General features: G+C 70.6%; 17 protein-coding genes. 11 read left to right on the plus strand and 6 right to left on the minus strand.

The window, feature by feature from the left end:
- Positions 1-195 precede the first annotated feature (195 nt).
- The 3 genes from kdpC to RIF89_RS03795 are packed head-to-tail and all read left to right on the plus strand — an operon-like array spanning position 196 to position 4,032.
- Positions 196-813: a potassium-transporting ATPase subunit KdpC gene (gene kdpC, locus RIF89_RS03785; protein WP_309067824.1), complete on the plus strand. Its 618-nt coding sequence runs from the start codon at positions 196-198 to the stop codon at positions 811-813.
- A gap of 25 nt (positions 814-838) precedes the next feature.
- A complete protein-coding gene (locus tag RIF89_RS03790; protein ID WP_309067825.1) occupies positions 839-3,361 on the plus strand; it encodes a DUF4118 domain-containing protein in 2,523 nt (840 codons plus the stop codon).
- Positions 3,358-4,032 (plus strand): response regulator, encoded by a 675-nt coding sequence (locus RIF89_RS03795; RefSeq protein ID WP_309067826.1) that lies wholly within the window; start codon positions 3,358-3,360, stop codon positions 4,030-4,032. The genes RIF89_RS03790 and RIF89_RS03795 overlap by 4 nt, the downstream gene beginning before the upstream one ends.
- 4 nt (positions 4,033-4,036) lie before the next feature.
- Here RIF89_RS03795 and RIF89_RS03800 read toward each other — a convergent pair whose 3' ends face one another.
- The 4 genes from RIF89_RS03800 to RIF89_RS03815 all read right to left on the minus strand — a co-directional run bounded on the left by RIF89_RS03800 (position 4,037) and on the right by RIF89_RS03815 (position 8,552).
- Complete coding sequence (locus RIF89_RS03800; protein ID WP_309067827.1) at positions 4,037-4,924, minus strand: carbohydrate ABC transporter permease; 888 nt, start codon at positions 4,922-4,924, stop codon at positions 4,037-4,039.
- Complete coding sequence (locus RIF89_RS03805; protein WP_309067828.1) at positions 4,921-5,922, minus strand: sugar ABC transporter permease; 1,002 nt, start codon at positions 5,920-5,922, stop codon at positions 4,921-4,923. Before RIF89_RS03805 ends, RIF89_RS03800 begins: the two co-directional genes overlap by 4 nt.
- Positions 5,919-7,223, minus strand: coding sequence for a sugar ABC transporter substrate-binding protein (locus RIF89_RS03810; RefSeq protein WP_309067829.1), 1,305 nt, complete (start codon positions 7,221-7,223; stop codon positions 5,919-5,921). Before RIF89_RS03810 ends, RIF89_RS03805 begins: the two co-directional genes overlap by 4 nt.
- 96 nt (positions 7,224-7,319) lie before the next feature.
- Positions 7,320-8,552, minus strand: a complete 1,233-nt coding sequence (locus RIF89_RS03815) for an aminotransferase class V-fold PLP-dependent enzyme (protein ID WP_309067830.1) — start codon at positions 8,550-8,552, stop codon at positions 7,320-7,322.
- Between the two features lie 158 nt (positions 8,553-8,710).
- Here RIF89_RS03815 and RIF89_RS03820 point away from each other — a divergent pair, with 158 nt between their 5' ends.
- Entirely contained in the window at positions 8,711-9,406 is a 696-nt protein-coding gene (locus RIF89_RS03820) for an FCD domain-containing protein (RefSeq protein ID WP_309067831.1), read from the plus strand.
- A 9-nt stretch (positions 9,407-9,415) separates the two neighbouring features.
- On the opposite strand, the gene RIF89_RS03825 is transcribed toward RIF89_RS03820, so the two are convergent.
- On the minus strand, positions 9,416-11,923 hold the full coding sequence (locus RIF89_RS03825) for a DUF3516 domain-containing protein (RefSeq protein WP_309067832.1): 2,508 nt from the start codon (positions 11,921-11,923) through the stop codon (positions 9,416-9,418).
- Between the two features lie 62 nt (positions 11,924-11,985).
- Positions 11,986-12,816, minus strand: coding sequence for a DNA-formamidopyrimidine glycosylase family protein (locus RIF89_RS03830; RefSeq protein ID WP_309067833.1), 831 nt, complete (start codon positions 12,814-12,816; stop codon positions 11,986-11,988).
- A 109-nt stretch (positions 12,817-12,925) separates the two neighbouring features.
- Here RIF89_RS03830 and RIF89_RS03835 point away from each other — a divergent pair, with 109 nt between their 5' ends.
- From RIF89_RS03835 to RIF89_RS03865, 7 genes are all read left to right on the plus strand, one after another.
- On the plus strand, positions 12,926-13,576 hold the full coding sequence (locus tag RIF89_RS03835; RefSeq protein ID WP_309067834.1) for an NAD(P)H-binding protein: 651 nt from the start codon (positions 12,926-12,928) through the stop codon (positions 13,574-13,576).
- A 71-nt stretch (positions 13,577-13,647) separates the two neighbouring features.
- Positions 13,648-13,863, plus strand: a complete 216-nt coding sequence (locus RIF89_RS03840) for a hypothetical protein (protein WP_309067835.1) — start codon at positions 13,648-13,650, stop codon at positions 13,861-13,863.
- 50 nt (positions 13,864-13,913) lie between these two features.
- Positions 13,914-14,387, plus strand: coding sequence for a TspO/MBR family protein (locus RIF89_RS03845; protein WP_309067840.1), 474 nt, complete (start codon positions 13,914-13,916; stop codon positions 14,385-14,387).
- A 161-nt stretch (positions 14,388-14,548) separates the two neighbouring features.
- Entirely contained in the window at positions 14,549-15,640 is a 1,092-nt protein-coding gene (locus RIF89_RS03850) for an acyl-CoA desaturase (protein ID WP_309067836.1), read from the plus strand.
- A 9-nt stretch (positions 15,641-15,649) separates the two neighbouring features.
- Complete coding sequence (locus tag RIF89_RS03855) at positions 15,650-15,970, plus strand: substrate-binding domain-containing protein (protein WP_309067837.1); 321 nt, start codon at positions 15,650-15,652, stop codon at positions 15,968-15,970.
- 83 nt (positions 15,971-16,053) lie between these two features.
- Positions 16,054-16,458, plus strand: coding sequence for a VOC family protein (locus tag RIF89_RS03860; protein WP_309067838.1), 405 nt, complete (start codon positions 16,054-16,056; stop codon positions 16,456-16,458).
- Positions 16,455-16,707: helix-turn-helix domain-containing protein (locus tag RIF89_RS03865; protein WP_309067839.1), on the plus strand; the 253-nt coding region annotated here is incomplete at its 3' end. The genes RIF89_RS03860 and RIF89_RS03865, both read left to right, overlap by 4 nt.

Below are 16,707 nucleotides of genomic sequence, written 5' to 3' on the forward strand. Positions count from 1 at the left end.
CCGCTCGCCCTGCGCGGCGTGGAGTACAAGCCCCGCAGCGCCTCCGCGATCCTCAGCCGCAACCTGCTCGTTTACGGGCTCGGCGGCGTGATCGCCCCCTTCATCGGCATCAAGCTCATCGACCTCGCCGTGAGCACCATCCCCGGCTTCTGAGCCGGACGACTTCCGAGCCGGAGAGCCGGATTAGGAGAGCGCATGTCCACCATCACTCGCGCCACGCTGCGCACCACCCGCACCGCGATCCTCGCGATGCTCGTCTTCACCCTGCTGCTGGGGCTGATCTACCCCGCGGCCATCACCGCCGTCGGCCAGCTCGCCCTGCCCTGGCAGGCGAACGGATCCCTCGTGCGCGACGCGGGCGGCGAGGTCGTCGGCAGTGCGCTGATCGGGCAGTCGTTCACCGACGCCGAGGGCGCCCCGCTGCCGCAGTACTTCCAGTCGCGCCCGTCCGCCGCCTTCGTCGACGATCACGGCCATCTCGTTTCGGGCGGATCGAACCACGGGCCCGAGAACGAGAAGCTGCTCGGCGACATCGCGAACCGTCAGGCGGCGGTCGCCGAGCTCGAGGGCGTCGAGATCTCCCAGGTGCCGGTGGATGCCGTGACCGCTTCCGGATCCGGCCTCGACCCGCACATCAGCCCGGCGTACGCGCGCCTACAGGTGCCGCGCATCGCCGCCGAGCGCGAGCTGGACGAGACGCAGGTGAGCGCGCTCGTGGAGTCTAGGATCCAGTCCAGGGACCTCGGCTTCCTCGGAGAGCCGCGGGTGAACGTCCTGGAGCTGAACCTGGCGCTGGATGCTCTGGCCCGATGACGTCCGCACCAGCAGGAGGAAGCTCGTGAAGAAGGGCCGCCTGCGCGTTCTCCTCGGCGCCGCGCCGGGCGTCGGCAAGACCTACGAGATGCTCGAGGAGGGCCGGCGGCTGCGCAACGAGGGCCGCGATGTGGTGATCGGCATCGTCGAGACCCACGGTCGCGCCGCCACCGCCGAGCAGGCCGTCGGACTGCCGCTGGTGCCGCGCCGCGTGCTGCGTCACCGTGACGTCGAACTCTCGGAGCTCGACGTCGCGGCGGTGATCGAGCGGGACCCGGACGTGGCTCTCGTCGACGAGCTTGCCCACACGAACGCCCCCGGCTCGCGCAACGCCAAGCGCTGGCAGGACGTGAAGGAGCTCCTGGCGGCCGGGATCGACGTGATCACGACTGTGAACGTCCAGCACATCGAGTCGCTGGGCGACGTCGTGGAGCGGATCACGGGGGCCGTGCAGCGCGAGACCGTTCCCGACGCGGTCGTGCGCGAGGCCGACCAGGTCGAGGTCGTCGACCTCGCGCCGCAATCCCTCCGCGACCGGCTCGCGGCGGGGCTCGTCTATCCCGCCGAGCGGATCGACGCCGCCCTGTCGAACTACTTCCGCCTCGGCAACCTGACGGCGCTGCGCGAGCTGGCGCTGCTGTGGCTGGCGGATGAGGTGGACAGCGCTCTGCGCCTGTACCGGCAGGAGCAGGGCATCGAGGGCATGTGCCAGACACGCGAGCGCGTCGTCGTGGCGCTCACGGGCGGCGCGGAGGGCGAGACGCTGATCCGCCGCGGGGCGCGCATCGCGGCGCGCTCGGCGGGCGGCGAGCTGCTCGCCGTGCACGTGTCCGCGCAGGACGGACTGCGCTCCGGGTCGCCCGGCGCGCTCACGCGGCAGCGCGCGCTCGTCGAATCGCTCGGCGGCACCTCCCACCAGGTCGTGGGCGACGACGTGCCGCGCGCGCTCGTCCAGTTCGCCCGCTCGGTGAACGCCACCCAGCTCGTGATCGGGGCGAGCCGCCGCGGGCGTCTGTCGGCCGCGCTCACGGGACCGGGCATCGGCGCGACCGTCGTGCGCGAGTCCGGCGACATCGACGTGCACATCGTGACGCACGACGCCGCCGGCCGCGGGCTGCGGCTTCCCCGCCTGACCGCGGGCGCGCTCAGCTGGAAGCGCCGGATCCTGGGCTTCGTCGCGGCGCTGACCATCGGCCCACTGCTGTCCTGGGCGCTGTCGTGGCTGCCCACGGACGAGTCGCTCGTCGTGCACGTGCTCGCCTACCAGCTGCTCGTCGTCGTCGTCGCGCTGATCGGCGGCATCTGGCCGGCCCTGTTCGCGGCGGTGCTGTCGGGCCTGAGCCTGAACTTCTTCTTCGTCGAGCCGCGGTTCACCGTCCACATCGCCTCGGCGGATCACGCCGTCGCGGTCGCCCTGTACGTCGTCAGCGCGGCGCTGGTGAGCTGGATCGTCGACCAGTCGGCACGGCGCACGCGCGCGGCGCAGCGCGCAGCGGCCGAATCGGAGCTGCTCGCGACGGTCGCCGGCAGCGTGCTGCGTGGCCAGAACGCCGCTCAGGCCCTGGTCAGTCGCGCCCGCGAGGCGTTCCGCGCGACGGGTGCGCGCCTGACCACGCCCGAGGGAGAGCCCCTCGTGACCGACGGCGAGCCGGCGCGGGGCGGACGCTTCCTGTCCATGCCCGTCGGCCCGGCCTCGGCTCCGCGGGCCGTCCTCGAGCTGCACGGCGCCGAGCTCGACGCCGCCGAGCGACGACTGCTCGACGTGATGGTGGTGCAGTTCGCGGCCCTGCTGGAGAACGAGGACCTGGAGCGCACCGCCCGGCGCGCCGACGCCCTGGCGGAGGCCGACAGCGTTCGCACGGCCCTGATGTCGGCCGTCAGCCATGACCTGCGCCGACCGCTCGCGGCGGCCGTCGCCGCCGTGGGCGGCCTTCGGACCCCGGGCGCGACGCTGTCCGACGCCGATCGCGCCGAACTGCTCGCGACGGCCGACGAGAGCCTCGCGACGCTGTCGACCCTCGTGACCGATCTGCTGGATGTCAGCCGCGTGCAGGCCGGAGTGCTCGCTGTGTCGCTCGCCATGGTGGACGCCGCGGGCGTCGTGCTCGCCGCCGTGGACGAGCTCGGCCTCGGCCCCGACAGGGTCGAGCTGGCGCTCGACCCCGACCAGCCGGCCATCACGGCCGATCCGGTGCTGCTGCAGCGCGTGATCGTCAACGTGCTCGCCAATGCCGACCGCCTCTCGCCGTCGGACCGCCGCGTGCGCATCGCGACGAGCCGGATCGGGAGCCGCGCGCAGATCCGCATCGTCGATCACGGGCCGGGCGTGCCGATCGACCGGCAGCAGGAGATGTTCGCGCCGTTCCAGCGCATGGGCGACACCGACAACACGACAGGCCTGGGGCTGGGGCTCGCGCTGTCGCGCGGCTTCACGGAGGGGATGGGCGGCACGCTGTTCCCCGAGGACACCCCCGGCGGAGGACTCACGATGGTCATCGAGCTGCCGATCGCGGACGACGAAGCCACGGGCATGAGACTGAGCGTATGAAGATCCTGATCGCGGATGACGACCCGCAGCTGATCCGGGCCATGCGGATCACCCTGGGCGCCCACGGCTACGACGTCGTGTCCGCGCGTGACGGCGCCGAGGCGATCTCCGTGGCCGCCCAGTCCAAGCCCGACGTCGTGCTGCTCGACCTCGGGATGCCGAAGCTCGACGGCGTCGAGGTGATCCAGGCGCTGCGCGGCTGGACCGACGCGCCGATCGTCGTCGTGTCGGGGCGCACCGGCTCCGCCGACAAGGTCGACGCGCTCGACGCGGGCGCGGACGACTACGTCACCAAGCCGTTCCAGATCGACGAGCTGCTCGCCCGCCTGCGGGCACTGGCGCGCCGCATCGGGTCGGGATCGACGGATCCCGTTGTCGCGTTCGGCGATGTCCGCGTCGACCTCGCGGCGAAGGTCGTGACGCGAGCGGGCGAACCCGTTCACCTCACGCCGACCGAGTGGCGCATGCTCGAGTTCCTCGCCCGCAATCCGGGCGCGCTCGTGACGCGGCAGACGCTGCTGAAGGACATCTGGGGATCCGAGCAGGTCGCCGACACGGGCTACCTGCGCCTGTACATCTCGCAGCTGCGCAAGAAGCTCGAGCCCGACCCCGCCAGCCCGGTCCACCTGCTCACCGAGCAGGGGATGGGCTACCGGCTCGCGCTGGGCTGAGCGCTCACTCCTTCACTGCGCCGGCGGTGAGCCCGTCGACGATCCAGCGGCTGGCGAGGGCGAACAGCGCCATGGTCGGCAGGATGGTCAGCACCGCGGCGGCCGCCATGGGGCCCCACGCCACGTTGAACGTCGAGATGAAGCCGTTCAGTGCGGCGGGCACGGTCTTGTTCTCGTCGGAGTTGATCAGAATCACCGACAGGAACAGCTCGTTCCAGCAGTTCACGACGTTGAAGATGAACGCCGCCACGATGCCGGGCGCCATGACCGGCACGATCACGCGGAACAGGGCCCCGAGCCGCGACGAGCCGTCGATCATCGCCGCCTCCTCGAGCGCATCCGGCACGTTCTCGAAGAATCCCCGCAGCATCACGGTCGAGAACGGGATGCACACCGCGATATACACCAGGATCAGTCCGGGCTTCGAGTCGACGAGGCGCAGGTCGGCGAGCATCGAGTACAGCGGCCCCAGCGCGATGAACGTCGGGATCATCTGCGTCAGCAGGAAGGCCGCGAGGATCGCGCCCTTGCTGCGGAACTCGAACCGCGCCAGCACATAGGCGCTCAGCAGCGCGATGAGCGTCGACGTGGCGCCCGCGACGAGGGCGACCACCGCCGAGTTCGCCAGGAACGTCCCGAAGCTCGACGTCTGGAACAGGCCCGTGTAGTTCTCGAGCGACGGCTCGGTCGGCCAGTACTCCAGCGGGAACCGGTTGATGGACCCCGGCGCCTTGAACGACGTCACCACGATCCAGTACAGCGGGAACAGCGTGATCACGAGCCACAGCGCGAGGCCCACGGCCTTGACCGCCCCGCCCACGGTGAGCCGGCGCGCGGGCCTCCGGGTCGATGGGGTCGCCGCACCCGTCGTCAGCACCTCTGTCACCGTCATGCCCGGCTCACCCGCCTCATCGCCATCAGGTAGAACGCGCAGAACACGAACAGCAGAGCCATCACGGCGAGGCCGATCGCACTCGCCAGTCCGTAGTTGCCCTGCTGGGTGTACTCGATCATCCAGGTCGTGATGATGTGGGTCTGCCCGGCGGGGCCGCCGCGGGTCATCGCCCAGATGATGTCGGGGAAGTTGAAGATCCAGATGACCCGCAGCAGCACGGTCAGCAGCAGCGTGGTGGCGATGTACGGGATCACGATCGAGAACAGCTGACGCGCCTTGCCCGCACCGTCCAGGCTCGCCGCCTCGAGCACCTCGTCCGGCACCGACTGCAACGCGGCGAGGATCATGATCGCGAAGAAGGTCACGCCGTACCAGACGTTCGCCACGATCACGGCGATCATCGCGAGCCTCGGATCCGCCAGCCACGGCAGCGGCGCATCGATCAGCCCGGCCTTCATCAGCAGGTCGTTCATGACGCCGAACTCGGCGTTGAACATCCAGCGGAAGAGCATGCCGATGAGGAAGCCGGACACCGCCCAGGGGAAGAAGACGAGCGCCTGATAGACCCCGCGGAACCGGAAGCGGCGGCGCAGTGCCAGTGCGATCAGGAAGCCGATCACGAGCTGCGGCACCAGCGAGCCGACGACCCACAGGATCGTGTTGCCCGCCACGACGGGGAACACCGGATCGCCGAGCACCGTCGCGAAGTTCTGCAGGCCGACCCAGGGCGTGGATGTCAGGTCCCACAGATTCCAGTCGTGGAACGCCATGCGCGCGCCCTGCAGCATCGGCCAGTACGTGAACCAGCACACGAACACGATCGCCGGGGCGAGGAACGCCAGGATCGTCAGCGCGTGCCGGCGCCCGAACGACCGTCGGCGCGGCCGGCTCGGCGCGGCGCCGCGCGCCGGACCGGGCGGGACGGGGACCCCGCCCCGCCCCGCCCGGTCGCGCGCGTCCGGCGCGACGACACCGGTGGATGCCGAGACGCTCATTCGGCCGAAGCGTACTTCTCGGTCCAGAACGCGTCCCACGACTCCAGCAGCTCCGTCGTCGTCATGCTGCCGAGGAGCACCTGCTGGATCTCCGAGTCGGCCTTCTGCATCCACTCGGTCCACCAGCTCACGCCGCGAGGCTGCGTGACATTGATGTAGGTGTCGGGGTTCTCCGTCATCGTGACGTAGCTGGCCCAGGCGCCCTCCTTGTAGAAGTCGTCGTCGGCAGCCGACGCCACGATCGGCACGAGGCTGTTCGTCTGCGCGAACTCGGTGGCGGGCCCCTCGCCCGAGAGGAACTCGACGAGCTTGACCGCCTCCTCCTTGTGCTCGCTCGACTCCGCGACGCCCCAGCCCGCCGTCGCGAGCGGCTGCGCTGCCTTGCCGGTGGGGCCCGTCAGCAGCGGCGCCGTGGTCCACTGGTCCTCGGTGATGGTCGTCGACTGCTTCACGGTCGCGATCACCTCGGGGTCCTGCAGCAGGAACCCGGTCGATCCGTTGGTGAAGCCCTCGACCATCTCGGGGTATCCCCACGAGACGGCCGACGGCGGCGACGCCTCCTCGAACAGCGCGAAGTAGGTGTCGAGCGCCTCCTGCGCCTCGGGCGCCGAGAAGATCGTCGAGCCGTCCTTGAGCTTGAACGCGTCCTCGGTGTCGAGGTCGTCGATCACGTAGGCCTCGATCGCGGCGACCAGGGGGCCGTTCGCGTTGGCGCCGCCGCGGAAGGCATAGCCGTACACGTTGTTCGACGGATCCTGGATCGCGGAGGCCTGCTCGAGCAGCTCCTCCCACGACGTCGGCGGGGCGTCGAAGCCGGCCTCCTCGACGAGGTCGGTGCGGTAGAACAGCGAGAGCCCGTAGAAGCCGTAGGGCACGAAGTAGCCGCCCTCGGCGACGGCCTTGGCGTTGTCGGTGAGGGCGTCCCAGCCCTCCCAGTCGGCGAGGTCGTCGGACATGTCGTACAGCCAGCCGTTGTTGCTGAAGGGGCCGACGGTCAGGTCGCGCACCTCGAGCACGTCGACGCCGGTGCCCGACTGCAGCATCTGCTGGATCTTCTGGTCCGCCTGGTCGGTCGGGGGTGAGACCAGCTCGACGGCGATGTCGGGGTTCTCCTCCTCGAACTGATCGAGCAGCGAGCGCACGAGCTCGGTGCGGGCGGGGTTGGTGAGGCTCTCGACCATCTGGAGGGTGACCTTGCCGCCCTCCTCGCCGGAGCCGGATCCGCCGCCGGAGCAGGCGGTCAGGGTGAGCACGGTGGCGGTTGCCGCGCTCGCCATGAGCATGAGGCGGGTGCGCTTCATGTCACTTCTCTCTTTCTCTCGCGAGCCTTCTCTGACGAGTCGCCTCGCTCGGGTGGGTGGTGCATCGGTGGGGACTTGGTGTGCGGCTGCTGGTCTTCATTCGCCGCGCCGCTCGCGTGCGAGCGCGACGATCTGCGGCACGGCGCGCTCGACGAAGGCGTCGAAGTCGGCCTGCTCGGTGTACAGGTGCACGGACAGGCGGAGGTAGCCGACTCCGGCGAAGCTCGTGAACGCGGCCTCGACGCCCGTCCTGTCGAGCAGACGCATCCGCAGCTCGTCGGCGTCCTCGCGCGCGCGGCCGAGACCTTCCGGCAGCCGGATCAGCCGCATGGACGGCACGGGCATGCCCACATCGGTCGCGACGGGAGCGGCGACGTGAGGCTGCAGCGCGCGGCCGATCACCTCGACGCCGAGGTCGGCGAGGGCGTTCATGGTCTCGCGCGTGCGATCCCAGCCGTACTCGCGCTCGATGAACGCCAGGGAGCGAGGCGCGGCGAGGTAGGCGGTCGCATCGATCGTGCCCTGCGAGTCGAAGCGCTCCGGGTAGGACTCGTCGGCGCCCCACGAATCGATCAGCGGCCAGAGGTCGTCCCGGTCGTCCGCCTTCGTGACGAGGAGCGCGGATCCGCGCGGAGCGGCCGGCCACTTGTGCAGGTTCCCGAACCACCAGTCCGCGCGCGTGGCCGCCGCGTCCGCGACGAGCCCGGGGGCATGGGCTCCGTCGACGAGCACGCGCGCGCCGCGCTCGTGCGCGAGGTCGGCGATCTCGTCCACCGGCAGCAGCCGCGCGGTGGGCGACGTGATCTGGTCGATCACGAGGAGCTTGACCGCGTCGGTGAGAGCCTGGCGGAACGCCTCGACGACCTCGCCGGCGGAGGCGGCGAGCGGGATGGCGACGACGCGGATGCGCGCGCCGAAGCGGCGCGCGAGGCGACGCGCGCCCATCGTGATCGCGCCGTAACCGTGGTCGGTGACCAGGATCTCATCGCCGAAGTCGAGGTGAACGCCGTTGTAGACGACCGTTGCCGCAGCCGACGAGTTGGGCACGAACACGGTGTCGTCCGGGGCCGCCCCCACGAAGGGCGCGACCTCGCGGCGGGCGTCGGCCACGTACTCCGCGACGCGGGGGAACCACCCGACCGGGCTGCGGTCGCCCTGCGCGCGCAGCCCGTCCTGGAAGCGCACGACCTCGGTGGGAACGGCGCCGAACGATCCGTGGTTGAGGTGCACCATGTCGGGATCCAGCGGCCAGGCGTCGCGGGCGCGAGCGTAGCTCGCGAGCCGCACGGGTGCCGTGACCGGCGCGGGAACGGTGTCGAGCGGGGGCATTCCGACCTTTCGGGCTGTTGTCGGACAACCATGGCATACAGCGGTCGGATATTGCTAGAGTCCCCGCACAACGACGCGATCCTGTCCGACAGCTTTCATCTGCGCGAAACAATCGCGGCCTGCGGACGGCAGACGGGCGGATCCGGGAAGATGGACGCATGAGCGACATGAGCGCCGTGGAGACCGCGTTGCACGGCGTGCGGGCGCTCATCGCCCACGGCTCCCTGCAGCCCGGCGACCGCCTGCCGAGCGAGGGCGAGCTGAGCGACCGGCTGGGGGTGTCCCGCGGTTCGATCCGTGAGGCGATCCGCACGTTCGCGGCGCTCGGCGTGCTGGACACCCGCCGGGGATCGGGCAGCTTCGTCGGCGAGCTGCGCGCAGCCGACGTGATCCAGACGCTCTCCCTCACGATCGGCCTGCTGCCGCTGGAGTCGATCCTCGAGCTGTACGAGCTGCGCCGCGTGCTCGAAGCGCACGCGGCGTCGCTCGCGGCCGCGCGCTGCGATCCCGAGACGCTCGCCGAGCTGGACGAGCTCCTCGATCGCCTCGAGGCGACGACGGACGACGAGCAGCAGTCCGCACTCGACCACGAGTTCCACATGCGCATCCTGAGCCTGGGTGGGAACGAGGCCCTCGCCGCCATGGTCGGCGTGCTGCGCGCGCGGTCGCGGGCCTACCACCTGTTCCCCTCCGCGGAGGGCGCGACGGTGAAGGCGCTCTCGGATGCGGGGCACCGCGCGATCCTGCGCGGGCTCGAGGCGCGCGACCCTGTCGCGGCCTCCGCGGCGGCGGCCGCGCACGTCAGCCAGACCGAGGCGTGGCTGCGAAAGCTGCGCCCCGATCCGGCCGGCTGAGCGGGCTGGCTACAGCCGCGTGACCTCGGTCACGCGCACGACGGCGGCGCCGGCCTCGTCCGACGCGGCGAGATCGACCTCGGCGCGGATGCGCCAGTCGTGGTCGCCCTCGGGGTCGTCGATCACCTGCTCGACGCGCCATACGTCCGGGCCCTCGGTGATCCGGCACAGCTGCGGCGAGCGCGCGGCGCCCGAGATGCCGACCGACTCGTGCTCGGCGTAGTACGCATCGAGCGCCTCGGGCCACCCGGCGTCCGGGTCAAGCTCGACGAGCTCGTCGTCGGCCTCGCGTGCCGCGAGCTGCACGCGGCGGAAGAGCTCGTTGCGCACGAGCACCGTGAACGCGCGACGGTTCTGCACGAGAGACGGCGGCGCGGGCGGCACGACCTCCTCGCCCGACCCGTGCGCGTCGGTGCCCGACACGAGCGCCTCCCACTCGTCGACGAGGCTCGAGTCGACCTGGCGCACGAGCTCGCCCAGCCAGGCGATGATGTCGAGCAGCTCCTCGGTGCGCGCCTCGGCGGGCACCGTCTGCCTGATCGCGCGGTAGGCGTCGCTGAGGTAGCGCAGCACGAGTCCCTCGCTGCGGCCGAGCTGATACCAGTTCGTGAACTCGGCGAAGCTCATGGCCCGCTCGAACATGTCCCGCACGACCGACTTCGGCTTGAGCTCGAAGTCGCGCACCCACGGCTGGCTCGTGGAGAACACATCGAACGCCTGCGCGAGCAGCTCCGCGAGCGGCTTGGGGTACGTGACGTCCTCGAGCAGCGCTATGCGCTCGTCGTACTCGATGCCCTCGCGCTTCATGGCACCGACGGCCTCGCCACGCGCCTTGAACTCCTGCTGACTCAGGATCGCGCGCGGATCGTCGAGCGTCGCCTCGATCACGCTCACGACATCCAGGGCGTAGTGCCCGGTTCCCGCGGCGCCCGGGGCATCCTCGGGATCCAGCATCTCGATCGCCGCGAGGGCGAACGGCGACAGCGGCTGGTTGAGCGCGAAGTTCGGCTGCAGCTCGACGACGAGCCGGATGTCGCCTCCGGGCGTCACCTCGACGATCCCGGCATCGCGCAGCGTGCGGAAGATCGCGATCGCGCGGCGGGCGAGGGCGTACTTCCGCGCGCGCGGCTCGTGGTTGTCGAACACGAGGGAGCGCACGTTCCCGAACACGTCGCCGCCCCGGCCGATGACGTTGATGATCATGGCCGACGTGATCTGCAACTGCGGAGTGAGCGGCTCGGGCTCGGCCGCGACGAGCTTGTCGAACGTGGCCTCGCTCCACGACACGAAGCCGGCGGGGGCCGACTTGCGCTGCACCTTCTTCAGCTTCTTCGGGTCGTCGCCCGCCTTGCGCAGCGCCTGCTCGTTCTCGATCTCGTGGTCGGGCGCCATCACGACGACGTTGCCGTACGGGTCGAACCCGGCCCGGCCCGCGCGTCCCGCGATCTGGTGGAACTCGCGGGCGGACAGGCGGCGCATCCGCGTGCCGTCGTACTTCGACAGCGCAGAGATCAGCACCGTGCGGATCGGCACGTTGATGCCGACACCCAGGGTGTCGGTGCCGCAGATCACGCGCAGCAGGCCGCGCTGGGCGAGCGTCTCGACCAGGCGCCGGTAGCGGGGCAGCATGCCGGCGTGGTGCACGCCGATGCCCGCGCGCACGAGCCGCGACAGCGTCCGTCCGAACGACGTCGTGAAGCGGAACCCGCCGATCGCCTCGGCGATCTCGTCGCGCTGCTCGCGCGTGGCGACCTTGACGTTCGCGAGGGCCTGCGCCCGCTCCATCGCCGCGGCCTGCGAGAAGTGCACGATGTAGATCGGCGTCTCGTGCTCCTCCAGCAGCTTCTCGACAAGCTCGTGCGCGGCGCGCTTGGCGTACGTGTGGTGCAGCGGCACAGGGCGCTCGGCTCCGGCGACGAGCGTCGTCTCGCGTCCCGTTCGGCGCGTGAGGTCGGCCTGGATCTCGGTGGTGTCGCCGAGCGTGGCCGACATGAGCAGGAACTGCGCGTGCGGCAGAAGCAGCAGCGGCACCTGCCACGCCCAGCCGCGATCCGCGTCGCCGTAGTAGTGGAACTCGTCCATCACGACCTGCGCGACGTCCGCATCCGCACCCTGTCGCAGCGCCAGGTTCGCGAGGATCTCGGCCGTGCAACACACGATCGGAGCGTCGGGGTTGACGGATGAATCGCCCGTCACCATGCCGACGTTCTCGGCGCCGAAGACGTCGACGAGAGCGAAGAACTTCTCGCTCACGAGCGCCTTGATCGGGGCGGTGTAGAACGTCCGCCCTCCGTTCGCCAGTGCGACGGCGTGCGCCGCGATCGCGACGAGCGACTTGCCCGTGCCGGTCGGCGTCGCGAGGACGACGTTCGCGCCGGACACAAGCTCGATCACCGCCTCGTCCTGCGCGGGATACAGGGCGAGCCCCCGCTCCCCCGCCCACGCGACGAACGCGTCGTAGACGCCGTCGGCGTCGCCGGCCGTCGCACGCACGGCGTCGAGAAGAGGGGAAGGCATCCCGTCGAGTCTGCCTCATGCCGCCTGGGCAAGCGCCGTCGCGGCGAGGTCGTGCCGCCCGGCTACAGCGGCGCTCCGCCCGTCTGACACGTGGCGCAGTACTGCGCGGCACCCTTGGATCCCGGCACGTCGCGCACCTCGTCGCCGCACACGGGACACGGCTCGCCGGTGCGGCCGTGCACGCGCATGGCGGCGACCTTCTCGGCCTTCTGACGCTCGAGCGGTACGTCCCGACGGCCGGCGAACGCGCCGCGCAGGATCTCGCGGATTGCCGCGTACAGCCGGGTGCGCTCGTCCTCGTCGAGGTCCGCTGCATGCCTGGCCGGCGACAGCTTGGCGGCGTGCAGGATCTCGTCCGAGTAGGCGTTTCCGATGCCCGCGAGCGACTCCTGCTCCTGCAGCAGCGCCTTGAGCTGCTTGCGACGCTTCCCCGTGATCCCGTCGAACACGTCGCGCGTGAACGCGTCGGACAGCGGATCCGGTCCGAGCTTGCGCACGGAGGGCTCGCGCGTCGGATCGTCCGTGACGGTGAGGCTGAGGGACAACCAGTCGCCGGCGTCGGTGAGCGCCAGCTCCTCGCGCTCGCCTTCCTCTGGGCCCTCGAAGCGGAGGCGCGCGATCACGGGTGCCGGCGCCTGGGCGTCGCCCTCCACCCAGTGCGCCCAGCCGGCCCGGCCGAATCCGATCAGCAGGCTCGGTCCGTCGGTGTCGAGCGACACGTGCTTGCCGAACCGTCGCACGCCGGTGACGGCGTGACCCACGAGCTCCGTCAGGGGTCGGTCGCGGGTCTTCAGCGCGCGGAACTCGTCGAGATCCACCTCGCGGATCACACGTTCGGCGAGCCGGATCTCGAGGATCCCGGCGAGCGCATCGACCTCTGGCGACTCGGGCATGCGGTCATCCTCTCTCGGGCCGCCGCCCTGCCACCACCCTCGCGTCCTTTCGCGAGCGCAGAATGGGAAGACCGGCATCCGCCGGCGCGACGCGAGGAGAGGACGATCCATGAAGGTGTTCCAGATCGGCGCGGCGGGCGGAGTCGGGCGCAGGCTCGCCGCCATCCTGACGCAGCGCGGCGACGAGGTGACGGGCATGCACCGGCGCCCCGAGCAGGCCGAGACCATCGCCGCGACGGGCGCCGTCCCGATCGAGGGCGACCTGATCGCCGATGAGGTCGACGCTCTCGCCGAGCGGATGCGCGGACACGACGCTGTCGTGTTCTCCGCCGGCGCCCACGGCACCGGCCGGGACAAGACGACCGCGATCGACGGCGAGGGCGTGGTGAAGGCGGCCGCTGCGGCCGCGCGTGCCGGCGTGCGCCGGTTCGTCCTCGTGTCGGTGTTCCCCGACGCGGGGCGCGACAGCGAGCCCAACGGGGGCTTCGAGCACTACATGCGCGTGAAGAAGACCGCGGATGTGCACCTCGCGCAGAGCGATCTCGAGTGGCTGATCGTGCGCCCCGGCACGCTGCGCGACGAGCCCGGCGACGGCTCCGTGACCGCGGGGCTCGCGATCGAGTACGGCGACATCCGACGCGACAACCTCGCGGCGTTCATCGCCGAGGCGCTCGCGGCACCCGCGCTCTCGCGCACGATCGTGGAGATCACGGACGGTCCGACGCCCGTCGCGGAGGCGGTCGCGCGGCTCACCGCGTGACGCGCTAGCGGCTCGGCGACGCGACGCAACCCCCTCGCGCTCACCATGCTCGCCGCCGTAGCGTCGCCGGCATGGCACTCGACACCATGCTCGCCGCAGACATCGAACAGCAGCTCAAGTCCCTGGACGCCGCGGGACGCGCGCAGTTCCTGCTCGACCTCGTCGAGGTCGTGCACAACTACGCGACCTCGGAGGCGGTCGGCGAGGCCGAGGTCGGCGACGTGAGCACAGACTCCCTCGACGCCGTCCGCGAGGCGGCCCGCGCGCACGTCGAGGCGACATCCTGAGCACCGGGACGACACCCTCGGTCGGAAGGCAGGTCGCCGTCGCGGCGATCCTGCTCGTCGCGGTCGCCGCCGTCGCGGCAGGGGGATCCCTCGCCAATGCCGGCAAAGTCGAGGGGTGGTACGCGGATGCGGACAAGGCGCCGTGGAACCCGCCCGGCGCGGTGTTCGGCCCGGTGTGGAGCGTGCTCTACGCCGGCATCGCTGCCGCGTGCTTCCTCGTGTGGCGCCGCGGATTCCGCGGCGAGGGACGGCCGAACGCGGCGCGCACGTGGCTGGGCCTCTGGATCGCGCAGATCGCGCTGAACGCCATGTGGACGCCCGCATTCTTCGCCGGCTTCCCGCTCATGGGCGAGGCTGCGTGGTGGATCGCGCTCGCGATCATCCTGCTGCTCCTCGTCGCGGTCATCTGGCTCGCCGTCGCCGCGTGGCGCTGGTCGCGGATCGCCACGGTCGTGATGATCGCGTACTCGCTGTGGCTCGCGTTCGCCACGTCGCTGAACATCGCGATCATCGCGCTGAACTGAGCCCGCTCGGCGAAGCGACTCCCCGCAGAGAGCCGGCTCACCGGAGGGTGCGTCTGTCAAGGGCCTCGCTTGGAGGTGCAACGCTTCGTAGCGTTCGAACAAGCCACCTCCCCGCCTCGGCGTCGGAGGCGGCCTCCCCGCATCACGCGAGAGGGGTTCTCATGACCGACATCTCCGCCGGGTCCCCGGCACGTCGCGTCCGTCCGACCAGCGCGAAGCTCACCAACGACTTCACCGGCCTGTCGGCCATCGTGACCGCGAGCGGTCTGATGCGACGACGGTACGGCTACTACTGGACCAAGATGCTCGCAGCTCCTCTCGTCGTCGCGGCGCTCGTCTTCGCCTTCGTCATGATCGGCGACTCCTGGTGGCAGCTGGCCACTGCGGCGGTGTTCGCGGTCGTGTTCACCCAGATCGCGATGCTCGGCCATGACGCCGCCCATCGTCAGATCTTCCGCTCCGGGAAGTGGAACGACTGGACCTCGCTGATCATCGGCAATCTCTTCGTGGGCATGAGCTACGGCTGGTGGCAGCACAAGCACACCAGGCACCACGCCAATCCGAACAAGGTCGGCTCCGACCCGGACATCGAGCTGCCGGTCGTGTCCTTCACGCCGGAGCAGGCGGCCCGCCGGCGGAAGGGCCCGCTGGGATGGCTGATGGCGCACCAGGGCGTGTTCTTCTTCCCGATCCTGCTGCTCGAGGGGCTGTCGCTGCACGCGTCCGGTGTGCGTCGCGTCTTCTCGCGAGAGCCGCTGCGCCGCCGCCCTGTCGAGATCGCGTTCCTCGCTGTGCGCATACTCGGGTATCTCGCACTCGTCTTCCTGGTCCTCTCCCCGGGCATCGCCTTCGCCTTCCTCGGGGTTCAGCTCGGGCTGTTCGGGGTCTACATGGGCATGGCGTTCGCGCCGAACCACAAGGGGATGCCGATCGTCCCGGCCACCACGAAAGTGGATTTCCTGCGACGCCAGGTCCTGATGAGCCGGAACATCCGCGGCGGCCGGCTGGTCGACACGATCATGGGCGGGCTCAACTACCAGATCGAGCACCACCTGTTCCCGTCGATGCCCCGACCGCATCTTCGCAGGGCGTCCGGCATCATCGCGGACTACTGTCGCGCGAAGGGCGTGCCGTACACGCAGACCGGCCTGTGGCAGTCGTACGGAATCGTCGTCCGATACATCAACCGGGTGGGTCTCGGCGAACGCGATCCGTTCGAGTGCCCGTTGCTGCAGCAGCGTCAGGCTGTCTGACCGCGCTCTGTGCCTCCCCCGCTCGCGTCACCTCCTGGCGACCGACTTCCCGATCCGCCGACGGCGATCGTGGCGAGCAACAACCAGGTGCTGCTCGGGATCGTCGACGAGCTCTCCACCCGAAGCCGCCGCGACCGGCCGACGGTGATCGGATTCGACGACGTCGAGTGGGCCCGGGTCCTCGGCATCACGGTCGTCGCCGGGGACATCGAGGCGCTCGGTCGCCGGGCCGCGCGCCTGGCGACCGCCCGCCTCGCGGATCGCACGCGCTCCGCCGAGCACACCGTGATCCCCATGCGCCTCATCACCCGCGCGCCGTCGCCCTGGTGAGGGGACGACCTGAGCGATCTCGCCGCCGCGCTGCACACAGAAAGCCTTGACCGCCCTACTTCCATTTTGGAAGCATGAGCCGCATGAGCCTCTTCATCACCTGCCCGGTCGAGAGCGTCGAGCGCGCGACCGCCTTCTACACGACCCTCGGCTGGACGCTCAACGCCGAGATGTCCGATCACAACGTGTCCTGCTTCGCAATCGCGCCCGAGCAGTACGTCATGCTCGGCAGCCGAGCGATGTACGCGAGCGTCGGCGGCGTCGACGAGCTGATCGGCGGCCGTGACACTCCCTCGAAGGTCACCGTGTCGTTCGACCTGGACAGTCGGGAAGCCGTCGACCAGCTCGTCGAACGCGCCGGCGCCGCCGGCGGGCGGATCGGCGACACGGACGACTATCCGTTCATGTACCAGCGTCAGTTCGACGACCCGGACGGCTACCACTACTCGCCGTTCTGGATGAAGCCGGGCGCCGACGCGACCGCGTGAGCGACCTCGCGGCGGCCCTCGACATCGTCGGACCACGGTGGGCACTGCTCATCGTGGAGCGGCTGCTCGACGGCCCGCAACGGTACAGCGATCTGCAGCGCGACCTCGGCGCGGGCACGAAAATGCTCGCAACGCGCTTGCGCGAGCTCGAAGCAGCAGGCGTCCTGTACCGCCTCCCCCTCCTGCACAACACTCGGGCGTACGCGCTGACCGAGCGCGGCCTCGCGTTGCACGACGCGATCACGGCGC

The organism is Microbacterium sp. (genome assembly GCF_031178525.1).
Taxonomy (GTDB): domain Bacteria; phylum Actinomycetota; class Actinomycetes; order Actinomycetales; family Microbacteriaceae; genus Microbacterium.